General features: G+C 72.9%; 9 protein-coding genes. 2 read left to right on the top strand and 7 right to left on the bottom strand.

From position 1 onward, the window contains the following. Positions 1-38 precede the first annotated feature (38 nt). Entirely contained in the window at positions 39-1,124 is a 1,086-nt protein-coding gene (locus OIE75_RS05160; protein WP_329469734.1) for a DNA polymerase III subunit beta family protein, read from the bottom strand. Positions 1,125-1,284: 160 nt separating this feature from the next. Between OIE75_RS05160 and OIE75_RS05155 the strand changes: the two genes are divergently transcribed. Further along, positions 1,285-1,980, top strand: a complete 696-nt coding sequence (locus OIE75_RS05155) for a YqjF family protein (RefSeq protein WP_373463067.1) — start codon at positions 1,285-1,287, stop codon at positions 1,978-1,980. 74 nt (positions 1,981-2,054) lie between these two features. Here OIE75_RS05155 and OIE75_RS05150 read toward each other — a convergent pair whose 3' ends face one another. The 6 genes from OIE75_RS05150 to xylB all read right to left on the bottom strand — a co-directional run bounded on the left by OIE75_RS05150 (position 2,055) and on the right by xylB (position 9,962). After that, positions 2,055-3,275 (bottom strand): metallophosphoesterase, encoded by a 1,221-nt coding sequence (locus OIE75_RS05150; protein WP_329469733.1) that lies wholly within the window; start codon positions 3,273-3,275, stop codon positions 2,055-2,057. Positions 3,276-3,384: 109 nt separating this feature from the next. Beyond that, the gene (exaC, locus tag OIE75_RS05145; RefSeq protein WP_329469732.1) at positions 3,385-4,908 is read right to left on the bottom strand and encodes an acetaldehyde dehydrogenase ExaC; all 1,524 of its coding nucleotides are present in this window, start codon (positions 4,906-4,908) and stop codon (positions 3,385-3,387) included. Between the two features lie 96 nt (positions 4,909-5,004). Continuing rightward, a complete protein-coding gene (locus tag OIE75_RS05140; RefSeq protein ID WP_307010046.1) occupies positions 5,005-6,264 on the bottom strand; it encodes a helix-turn-helix domain-containing protein in 1,260 nt (419 codons plus the stop codon). 81 nt (positions 6,265-6,345) lie between these two features. After that, positions 6,346-6,978, bottom strand: coding sequence for an N-acetylmuramoyl-L-alanine amidase (locus OIE75_RS05135; protein ID WP_329469731.1), 633 nt, complete (start codon positions 6,976-6,978; stop codon positions 6,346-6,348). A gap of 284 nt (positions 6,979-7,262) precedes the next feature. Then, the gene (locus OIE75_RS05130) at positions 7,263-8,471 is read right to left on the bottom strand and encodes an ROK family transcriptional regulator (RefSeq protein WP_329469730.1); all 1,209 of its coding nucleotides are present in this window, start codon (positions 8,469-8,471) and stop codon (positions 7,263-7,265) included. 45 nt (positions 8,472-8,516) lie between these two features. After that, positions 8,517-9,962, bottom strand: a complete 1,446-nt coding sequence (xylB, locus tag OIE75_RS05125) for a xylulokinase (protein WP_307010041.1) — start codon at positions 9,960-9,962, stop codon at positions 8,517-8,519. A gap of 146 nt (positions 9,963-10,108) precedes the next feature. On the opposite strand from xylB, the gene xylA reads away from it, so the two are divergent. Beyond that, positions 10,109-11,272 carry a xylose isomerase gene (gene xylA / locus OIE75_RS05120; RefSeq protein WP_122620858.1) on the top strand — a complete coding sequence of 388 codons (1,164 nt, stop codon included), beginning with the start codon at positions 10,109-10,111 and terminating at the stop codon, positions 11,270-11,272. Positions 11,273-11,284 lie beyond the last annotated feature (12 nt).

Here is an 11,284-nt window from a genome sequence, read left to right as displayed (position 1 = left end):
CAAGGGACGGCCGGGAGGGAGAGACCCCTGAGCCGCCCTCAGTTGTCCAGGCGGACCGGCATCAGCAGCGAGAACGTGGCCTCGTCGTCGGTCCGCCGGATCGCGACCGGCGCCGTGGGGGCGCCCAGCTCCAGGACCAGTCGGTCCCGCCCCGCGGCGGCGAGCGCGTCCAGCAGGAACCCCCGGTCGACGGCGACGACGTCCCGGTCCTCGTCGCCCTCCCCGCACACGGCCACGGTGCCGTCGTCCGTCACGCCGAGCACGCTCATCTCCTGCGCGGTCCCGCCCTCTTCGCGCACCTCACCGGCGCGGACGGGCCCGTCCGTCAGGGCCGTCCGGAAGGCGGCCACGTCGACCACGGCGCGCCGTCCGGCCGGCAGTCGCACCAGACGCCGGTAGTCGGGGAAGTCGTACGCGAGGCGCGGCCCGGCCGCCTGGCGGTCCCCGGCCTCCAGCATCACACGGTCACCCTCCACACCCAGGTGGACGGGCCCGTCGCCGCCCAGCAGGGCGCGCATGGCGTCCACGAGCGGGGCGGGCACGATGACCTGGTCACGTGGCCCGCCGTGCCCGGTGGCAGTCGTACGCGCGACGGCCATCCGGTACCGGTCGGTGGCCACGACGTGCAGCGTGTCGCCCTCCACGTCGAACAGGACCCCGCCGAGCATCGGCAGCTCGGGGTCGGCGCCGACGGCGAAACGGACCGCGTCCAGCGCGGCGGCCAGTCCGTCGGCGGGCACGGACAGCCGGACGGCGTCGGTACGGGGCGAAGCGGTCATGGGACTCTCCCTCTGGTCGAGCAGGACTCGGAGTGCGGAGAACTCGCTGCGGGCATCGGCCAGCCCACGTTCGAGCCGGCGCAGGTGCGCCTGGAGGAGACCGCGCACGAGGTCCGTGTCCGAGCCGGACCAGCCGGCCAGCACCAGCCGGATGTCCGCCAAAGGCATCCCGGCCCGCCGCAGCCGCGCCAGCAGCCGGGCCTCGTCCAGCTGCCCCGGCGCGTACCAGCGGTAGCCGCTCACCGGATCCACCCAGGCCGGCACCAGCACACCGGCGCGGTCGTAGAACCGCAGGGCGCTCACGCCCAGTCCGCTGTCGCGGGCCATCTCCCCAATGCTGCGCATCTCGCTCTCCACGTCCGGAACTCTGGGCCCTTGACCAGGTCGAGGGTCAATCCCGATCCGGCTGCACCGGACCCGCCGGAGGACGCGCCCTCGCGTCTGCCATCCTTGCGCCGTGCAGAAGCCCAGCGCCGTCACTCCCGACGCCCCCGCGCCGATACGCATGCCACTCCTCACCCAGGAGTGGCTCGACCTCGCCTTCGTCCACTGGGCCGTGGACCCCGCCGACGTGGCGGGACTCATGCCGCGCGGCACCGTCCCCGACACCCACGACGGCCTCACGTACGTCGGGCTGGTCGCCTTCCGGATGCACAGGGTCGGCTGGTTCCGGCTGCCCGGGGTTCCGTACTTCGGTTCGTTCCCGGAGACCAACGTCCGCCTCTACAGCGTGGACGCCCATGGCCGCCGTGGCGTGGTCTTCCGGTCGATGGACGCCTCGCGGCTGATCCCGGTGGTGATGGGGCGCGTCGGTTTCCGGCTGCCCTACCTGTGGTCCCGCATGAGCGTCCGCACCGCCGGCGACACCGTGACCTACACCAGCTCCCGCCGCTGGCCCGGCCCGCGCGGCGCCTACAGCCGCATCACCGTGCGGCCCGGCGAGCGCATCCACGAGCCGACCGCCCTGGAGCACTTCCTCACCGCCCGCTGGGGCATGCACAACATGTTCTTCGGCGGGGCGGCGTACCTGCCCAACCACCATCCCCGCTGGCCTCTGCACCGGGCCCAGCTCGTCACGTGTGACGAGGACCTGGTCGCGGGCGCCGGGATCGAGGCCCCCACCGGTGCCCCGGTGAGCGTCCTGTACTCGCCCGGCGTCCCCGTCCGCCTCGGCCGCCCCGCCCTCGCGGCGTCATGGTGATCTTCGAGATCGCCCACCGGCCTCCGGGCAACCGGCCTGAACCCCGGAAGCCCGTTCCCATCCCCTGCCGAGTCCTACGTCGACGTGGTCGGGCCCGGGGAGCGGAGCACCAGCAGGGTGATCTCGCTGGGGGCGAAGACGCGGAACGGCGGGCCCCAGAATCCGGTGCCGCGGCTGGTGTAGAGGAGCGTGCGGGAGCCGTGCTCGCTGAGGCCGGCGAGGGCGGGCTGGTCGAGGCGGACGAGGTGGTGGAAGGGCCAGATCTGGCCGCCGTGGGTGTGGCCGGAGAGCTGGAGGTCGATGCCGGCGGCCGCCGCGCGGTCGACGAACTTGGGCTGGTGTGCCAGGAGCAGGACGGGCAGGCCGGGGTCGGCGCCGTCCAGGGCCCCGGCGAGGTGGGCGCGGTGGCCCGCCAGGCCGGAGGACTCGGCGGTGACGTCGTCCACGCCCGCGACCACGAGGGTGTCGCCTCCGCGTTCGAGCAGCACATGGCGGTTGCGCAGCGGCTCCCAGCCCAGCTCGTCCATCAGGTCGACCCAGCCCTGGGCCTCGCTGTAGTACTCGTGGTTGCCGGTGACGTAGACCCGGGCATGGGTGGCCCGGACGGTCCCGAGCGGGGCGGCCTGGGCGCGGCGTCGTTCGGCCGTGCCGTCCGCGATGTCGCCGGTGTGGCAGACCAGGTCGGCCTCCAGGGTGTTCACCGTCTCGCACACCCGCGCCGACCAGCGGGCGCGATCGAGGGGACCGTAGTGGGTGTCGGTGATGAGGGCGACGCGAGTGCCGTCCAACCCGGCCCCCAGCCGGGGGAGGTGCACGTCGAGCCGGCGCACGCGTGGCACGCGGCGGGCCTCGGCGTACCCCCAGGCGAGCAGTACGGCGGTCACGCCGAGGACGGCCCAGGTGACGATGCGGGCCCGGTCCTGCCCGTCGCCGACGCCGGCCACGCTCAGGGCGAGCCGCAGAAGGGCCCCGAGCAGGACGGACCACGTGAACAGAACCCAGCCGGCGCCCAGCAGGGTGTCTCCGACGATCGCCGCCCGGTCCTGCTGACGCCGGCCGTGGCCGCGCGCCATCGCGAGCGGCATCCCGACGAGGCCGAGCACGAACAGCGCGCTGGCGACCAGCGTGACGGACAGCGGCCAGTGCTGCCCGGCGTACAGGAGCACCCAGCAGGGCACGGCCCACAGGAGTACGGGGGCGACCAGGGGGAGGTAGCGCATCAGGCGGTGCAGTCGGCTCTGCCGCGGAGTTCGCGCTTCGCTGTCGGCGGGTCGGGTGTCGCGGGTGTCGGTCACGCTGCCCCTCTCTGACCAAGGCGGCCGTCTCGCGCACTGTATCCGGTAGCCCTCGGGCAGGCCGGACCGGCAGTGAGGGGCACCGCACCCGGGAACCCGACCCCGGGCTCTAGAAGAAGCCGAGTGTCCGAGGGCTGTAGGAACAGAGAAGGTTCTTCGTCTGCTGGTAGTGCTCCAGCATCATCTTGTGGTTCTCCCGGCCGATGCCGGACTGCTTGTACCCTCCGAAGGCGGCGTGCGCCGGGTACGCGTGGTAGCAGTTGGTCCACACGCGTCCCGCCTGGATCGCGCGTCCCGCGCGGTAGGCGGTGTTCATGTCGCGGGTCCACACCCCGGCGCCGAGGCCGTACAGCGTGTCGTTGGCGGTCTTGATCGCGTCGTCGAAGTCGTCGAAGGACGTGACCGACACGACCGGGCCGAAGATCTCCTCCTGGAAGATCCGCATGCGGTTGTGGCCCTCGAAGATGGTCGGCTGGACGTAGTAGCCGCCCTTCAGCTCGCCGTCGTGCTCGATGCGCTCGCCGCCGGTGAGTACCTTGGCGCCCTCCTGCCGGCCGACGTCCAGGTAGGAAAGGATCTTCTCCAACTGGTCGTTGGAGGCCTGCGCGCCGATCATCGTGTCGGTGTCCAGCGGGTGACCCGGCTTGATCGACCGGGTGCGGGCGACGGCGGCCTCCATGAATTCGGCGTAGTTGCCGCGCTGGATCAGGGCCCGGGACGGGCAGGTGCAGACCTCGCCCTGGTTGAGCGCGAACATCGTGAAGCCCTCGAGCGCCTTGTCGCGGAAGTCGTCGTCCCGCGCCCAGACGTCGTCGAAGAAGACGTTCGGCGACTTGCCGCCCAGCTCCAGCGTGACCGGCTTGATGTTCTCCGAGGCGTACTGCATGATCAGCCGCCCGGTGGTGGTCTCGCCGGTGAACGCCACCTTCGCCACCCGAGGGCTGGACGCGAGCGGTTTGCCCGCCTCCACGCCGAACCCGTTGACGACGTTGAGGACACCGGGCGGCAGCAGGTCCGCGACCAGGCTCAGCCAGTAGTGGATCGATGCCGGGGTCTGCTCGGCGGGCTTGAGCACCACCGCGTTCCCGGCCGCGAGTGCGGGAGCGAGCTTCCAGGCCGCCATCAGGATCGGGAAGTTCCACGGGATGATCTGGGCGACGACACCGAGTGGCTCGTGGAAGTGGTACGCCACGGTGTCGTCGTCGACCTCGCTGAGCGAGCCCTCCTGGGCGCGGACCGCTCCGGCGAAGTAGCGGAAGTGGTCGACGGCCAGCGGGATGTCGGCCGCCAGCGTCTCGCGCACCGGCTTGCCGTTCTCCCAGCTCTCGGCGACCGCCAGGCGCTCCAGGTTCGCCTCCATACGGTCGGCGATCTTCAGCAGGATGTCGGAGCGGTCGGTCACCGAGGTGCGGCCCCAGCCCGGGGCGGCCTCGTGTGCCGCGTCGAGCGCCCGCTCCACGTCCTCCGCCGTTCCCCGCGCGATCTCCGTGAACGGCTGACCGTTCACCGGTGACGGGTTCTCGAAGTACTGCCCGCGGGCCGGAGGCACGTACTCGCCGCCGATGAAGTGGTCGTAGCGCGACTGGTAGGAGACGATCGCGCCCTCGGTGCCGGGCGCCGTGTAACGGGTCATCCTGAATGCCTCCTCGTCGAGCGCTGCCCGCCGTTGGACAGCTCTGCGCGTGAGGCTAGGCAGCGGGACGTTGCAGACACGTTGCGTCGGCGACGGTTACCACGGGCCCGGCGCCGTCAGTTCCGACTCCAGCGCGGCGAGCCGGGACCGAGTCGCCGCAGTGGGCCGGACCGTGGCGAGCGCGCGCCAGACGTCGAGGTCGTCCTCACCCCACGGCGCGTGCGCCCAGTCGGCCAGCAGGTCGGGATCACGGCGGGCGATCAGCGCGGCCCGCAGCCCGTCGGCGAGGCGGCGCCGGAGCCGCACCACCGCCGGGGCCTGGGACCCTGGCAGCAGCGGACCGGCGTACGCCGTCGCCGCCCCGGTGACCGCTCCCGCCCGCAGACGACGCTCGACGACGGCGGCGTCGGACTCCACGGGCATAGTGAGCCGGTACGGCCGGGATGCCAGCCGGCCCGGCCCCACGATGGCGCGCAGCCGGGCCAGCTCGGCCCGCAGGGTCACCGGCGGTACCGTCTCGCCCTCGTACAGCGCGCACAGCAACTCGTCGCCGGTCAGGCCCTCCGGATGCTGGGCCAGCAGCACGACGATCTCGCTGTGCCGTCGGCTCAGCCTGACCCTGCGACCGTCCGCGCTCAGCAGGGCCTCGTCACGGCCCAGCGCGGTCAGTTCGGCGGCCTCGCCCGCGGGTGCCTCCGGAGCGAGCAGGGCCAGCTGTGACTCGGCGGCACGCGCCACCGCCTGTACGAACCCCAGGCTGTGCGGGTGTGCCAGCCCGTCCCCGCCGGTGATGTCCACGGCGCCCAGCACCCGCCCGGTGCGCGGATCGTGCACCGGAGCCGCCGCGCACGTCCACGGCTGCACCCGGCGTATGAAGTGCTCCGCCGTGAAGACCTGGACCGGACGGCCGACCGATATCGCCGTGCCCGGCGCGTTCGTCCCGACCGCGGACTCCGCCCACCGGGCACCCGGCACGAAGTTCATCCGTCCCGCCCGGCGCCGGGTGGCCGGATGCCCCTCCACCCAGAGCAGTCTGCCGTGCGCGTCGCACACGGCGAGCAGATGCTCGCCGTCGGCGGCGAAGGTGCCCAGGAGCTCCCGGACGAGTGGCATCACGCGCGCCAGCGGATGTTCGGCACGGTAGGCACCGAGGTCGCCGTCCATCAGCTCCACGCTCGCCGTGCCGTCCGGTCCCACCCCCGCCCGGACCGACCGCCGCCAGGACTCCGCCACCACGGCGCGCACGGGTCGCGACACCGTGCCCGCCGCGGTGAACGTCTCGTGCGCGCGGCGCAGTGTCCGGGCACGTTCGGCGGGGTCGGCCCCCGGTTCCAGAGCCAGCCATGAATCAGTCAACTCGGCCTCCCCGGACAGTGGTGGGATGGGAGACATCGTCACTCCGCCGATACGCGCGGACAACCTCTTCGACCAGCCGGATCAGCGCGACGTGGGATCTGCCGAGGCCGAGGCCAGGTTGACCAGTCTGATGTAGCGGGTCCAGTCCCAGTAGGGCCCCGGGTCCGTGTGGTCGCTGCCGGGCACCTCGTGGTGCGCGATGATGTGCGTGCGGTCCATGGGGATGCCGTACGTGGTGCAGATCGCCGCGGTGAGGCGGGCCGACTGCTCGTACATCGCGTCCGTGAAGTACGCCGGCTGGTCCACCCACCCCTCGTGTTCGATGCCGATGCTGCGGGTGTTGTAGTCCCAGTTGCCCGCGTGCCAGGCGATGTCCACCTCACGGACGCACTGCGCCACGTGTCCGTCGGCGGACCGGACGACGTAGTGCGCGGACACCTGCCTCTCGGGGTCGCGGAAGATGGAGAGGGTGTCCGCGTACGTTTCCTGCGTGACGTGGATGACCACGTGGTCGACGGGATAGGCCGTGGGCCTGCTGGACCGGCTGTAGTTGGACGTCGTGGCGGGCTGCCACTCGGCGGAGGGATAGTCGACCGCCCGGGGCCGTGCGGCGGCCGGCGTACCGGAGAGCAGGGTGAACGGGACGGTGGCGAGCGCGGCGCCCAACAGAATCCGCCGCCTGGTCGGAACCGGAGCTGTCCTTTCCCTGTCCATGGGACTGCCCTTTCGTCGGTGGGCCCTGGAGCCCGGTGGGGGGAGTGGGTGCTCAGCTGTTCGGTCTTGCTGAGGAGAAGTCCGGCCCTGCCGAGGAGAGCAACGCCGGCGGTCCGTACACCCTGCCTGCGGGGTGCGGCCGCGCAATCACCGTACGGGGGACGGGGATTGCGCAGAAGAACGCCGCGCCGTTCCGTGGACGGCCACCGCCTTGTGGACATCACGCTCACTCGATCGAGTGAAAGAGAGGCGTGAGTGGACCCTTCGTCGAGCCCCTGAACGGCTCAGGCGCGCTCCGCCACCACCGCCGGGTCGTCCAGGACCGCCCGCACCACCGAGTGCGCCGCGCCGAGCAGCGGCCCCTGCGGGCCCAGGTCCGACACCGAGACCGGGCAGGCCGGGCCGGCCGTGCGCCGGGCCAGTTCGTCGCGCAACGACGGCAGCAGCCAGGGCGCGAGTCCGGCCAGCGCGCCGCCCAGCACCACGCTCTCCGGATCCAGCAGGTTGACCGCCCCGGTCAGCGCGATGCCGAGCGCCGTGCCCGCCTCGCGCAGGGCGCGCCGCACGTCCTCGTCGCCCTCCGCGGCCCGTCCGGCGAGCAGCCCGACGCGGTCCTCGCCCGGCTCCACGCCGGCGGCGCGCAGCACCGCCTTCTCACCCGCGTACTGCTCCAGGCACCCGCGCCCGCCGCAGGGGCACTCCGGGCCGTCGGGCCGGACCGGCACATGACCCAGCTCGCCCGCGAATCCGCGCGTGCCGCGCAGCAGCCGTCCGTCGAAGACCACGCCGGCGCCGATGCCGATCTCGGCCGAGACGTGCAGGAAGTCCCGGGGCGTCCCGTCGCCGAGCCAGAGTTCGGCGAGTGCCCCGAAGTTGGCCTCGTTGTCCACGGTCAGCGGCAGGTCCGCGGGCAGCAGCGCGCCGAGGTCGGCGTCGTGCCAGTCCAGGTTCGGTGCGCGTACGACGGTGCGGCCGTCGCGCGCCACGAGACCCGGCACGGCCACCGCCAGCCCCGCCGGCCACAGCCCATCGGACTCGGCCTCCGCGACGACCTGCCGCACCACAGCGGTGAGCCGTTCGATCACCGGCTCGATGGAGCTGTCCCGGTTGCTGCCGTACCGCACGGCACGGGACCGCACCCGGCCGCGCAGATCGACCGCGCAGACCGCGAGGTGGTCCACGCCGACCTCCGCGCCGATGCCCGCCGGGCCCCGCGCGCTGACGGCGAGCGCCGACCCGGGCCGCCCCACCCGGCCCGGCCGCTCGGGACCCAGCTCCTCCAGCAGGCCCGAGCGGACGAGTTCGTCGACGAGGGTCGAGACCGCCGCGCGTGTCAGCCCGATCCGTGAGGCGACGGCGGCCCGGGACAGCGGTCCTTCCGCGCTGACGGTGTGCATCACCCGGGCGAGATTCCGGCGGCGCATCCCCTGCTGGGTGTCCGGAAGCGTGCGCCCGTGCCGGGCCGGTTCGGCTTCGTGCGGCGGTGCGGTCATGCCTCCGTCATTCCTCGGTCGGTCGTCGCCCGGGTCACCGCGTCCTCAGCGGGATTCCGTGGACCGCTCCAGCAGCGGTGCCGCGTCGGAGAGTACCCCGGTGATCCTCGCCAGCGTCGCCTCGTCCCGCTCCACGGCGTCGAGTACCGGTCCGGCCGCCGTGTTCCAGCGCCGGGCGACCGCGGCGGCGTCCTCGCCGGTCAGCAGGCCGGCGGCCTGTGCCGCGGCGCCGAGCGCGACCAGCTCCTTCGCCTCGGGGATCTGGACGGGACGCCCCGACAGCCGACGTACCGTCTCCTGCCAGGCGCCCCCACGTGCCCCGCCGCCGATCAGGAGCAGCGGCGCCGACGTGTCGGCGTCGGCGTCGAGCACCAGGTCGAGTGCGTTGAGCAGCGAGTGGACGGCGCCGTCGTACGCGGACTGGAGCAGCTGACCGGCGGTCGTGTCGTGCCGCAGTCCGTGCAGGAGGCCGGAGGAGTGCGGGAGATTCGGGGTGCGTTCGCCGTCCAGGAAGGGCAGGAGCGTCGCCTCGGTGCCGGGTTCGACGGCCTCCCGGTCCAGGCCCAGCAGGGTCGCCACGCGGTCCACGGCGAGCGTGCAGTTCAGGGTGCAGGCGAGCGGCAGCCAGTCACCGCGCGCGTCGGCGAATCCCGCCACCGTGCCGGTCGGGTCGGCGGGGCGCAGCCGCGAGACGGCGTACACGGTCCCGGACGTGCCGAGGCTCATCACCGGCACGCCGGGACGGAGCCCGAGTCCCAGAGCGGCGGCCGCGTTGTCACCGGTGCCCGCGGCGACCAGGGTGCCCTTCGTGAACGGCAGGCCGTGGCCGTCGCGCACGGTGCCGGCCACCTCGCCGGGCCGGACCACCCGGGGCAGCAGTGCCGGGTCGAGTCCCACGCGCGCGAGGATGTCCTCGTCGTACGCCTCCGTGCCGGACGCCCACCAGCCGGTGCCGGACGCGTCGCCCCGGTCGGTGGTCCCCTCGCCGGTGAGGCGCTCCGTGAGGTAGTCGTGCGGGAGGCGTACGGCCTTCGCCGCGCGGACCGCGTCCGGCTCGTGTTCGGCCAGCCAGGCCCACTTGGTGACCGTGAAGGACGCGCTGGGCACGCTGCCCGTGCGCTCCGCCCAGGACTTGGGCCCGCCCAGCTCCTCGATCAGACGCCGGGCCTGCGGGGCGGAACGCACGTCGTTCCACAACAATGCCGGGCGCACCGGCTCGCCCTGGGCGTCCAGGGTGACGAGCCCGTGCTGCTGCCCGCCGATCGACACCGCGGCCGCCTCGCGGGCGGCGTCGCCGCACTGGCTCAGCGCCTCGCCCAGCGCGTCCCACCACTGGCGCGGATCGCTCTCCCGGCCGGCCCCGGAGGACACGGTGTGGGGGGCTTGGCCGCTCGCGACGACCCGGCCGGTGGCCGCGTCGACGACCAGCGCCTTCGTGGACTGAGTGGATGTGTCCACACCGACGACGAGCGGACCCTCGGCTGCTGACATCGGTCTACTCCCTCTTCCCGGACTTCACTGCTTCGGGCACTGGCACACCTTGTCCCTTCCCAGGACCGTGTGTGCATACTAATTTGTAAAGCGCCATGACGAAATAGTCGGCAGCGAGTGATCGGCAGCGAGTGAGGAGCCGCGGAATGAACTACCAGCCCACTCCCGAGGACAGGTTCACGTTCGGTTTGTGGACGGTCGGCTGGCAGGGCCGTGATCCGTTCGGCGACGCCACCCGGCGGGCCCTGGACCCGGCGGAATCGGTGCGTCGCCTGGCCGAGCTGGGCGCCCACGGCGTCACGTTCCACGACGACGACCTGATCCCGTTCGGGTCGAGCGACTCGGAGCGGGAGGCGCACGTCAAGCGTTTCCGGCAGGCCCTGGACGCCACCGGCATGAAGGTGCCGATGGCGACGACGAACCTGTTCACGCACCCGGTGTTCAAGGACGGCGCCTTCACGGCGAACGACCGGGACGTGCGCCGGTACGCACTGCGCAAGACCATCCGCAACATCGACCTCGCGGTCGAGCTGGGCGCGAGCGTGTACGTCGCCTGGGGCGGCCGGGAGGGCGCGGAGTCCGGTGCGGCCAAGGACGTACGGGACGCTCTCGAGCGGATGAAGGAGGCCTTCGACCTGCTGGGCGAGTACGTCACCGAGCAGGGCTACGACTTGAGGTTCGCGATCGAACCGAAGCCGAACGAGCCGCGCGGTGACATCCTGCTGCCGACGGTGGGCCACGCGCTGGCGTTCATCGAGCGCCTCGAGCGGCCGGAGCTGTACGGCGTCAACCCGGAGGTCGGCCACGAGCAGATGGCGGGGCTGAACTTCCCGCACGGGATCGCGCAGGCACTGTGGGCGGGCAAGCTGTTCCACATCGACCTCAACGGCCAGTCCGGCATCAAGTACGACCAGGACCTGCGGTTCGGCGCGGGCGACCTGCGGGCGGCGTTCTGGCTCGTCGACCTGCTGGAGCGGGCCGGATACGCGGGCCCGCGGCACTTCGACTTCAAGCCGCCCCGCACCGAGGACCTCGACGGCGTGTGGGCGTCCGCGGCCGGCTGCATGCGCAACTACCTGATCCTCAAGGACCGCGCGGCCTCCTTCCGCGCCGACCCGCAGGTGCGGGAGGCCCTGGCCGCGGCCCGCCTGGACGAACTGGCCCGACCGACCGCCGAGGACGGCCTGGCGGCACTGCTGGCCGACCCGACCGCGTACGACACCTTCGACGTGGACGCGGCCGCCGCGCGCGGTATGGCGTTCGAGCACCTCGACCAGCTCGCCATGGATCACCTCCTCGGCGCCCGCTGAGGCCCCACGGAG

The sequence above is a fragment of the Streptomyces sp. NBC_01723 genome, from assembly GCF_036246005.1.
Classification (GTDB): Bacteria; Actinomycetota; Actinomycetes; order Streptomycetales; family Streptomycetaceae; genus Streptomyces.
The sequence above is the reverse complement of the archived record's forward strand: the minus strand, read 5'-3'. Positions and strand labels throughout refer to the sequence as shown.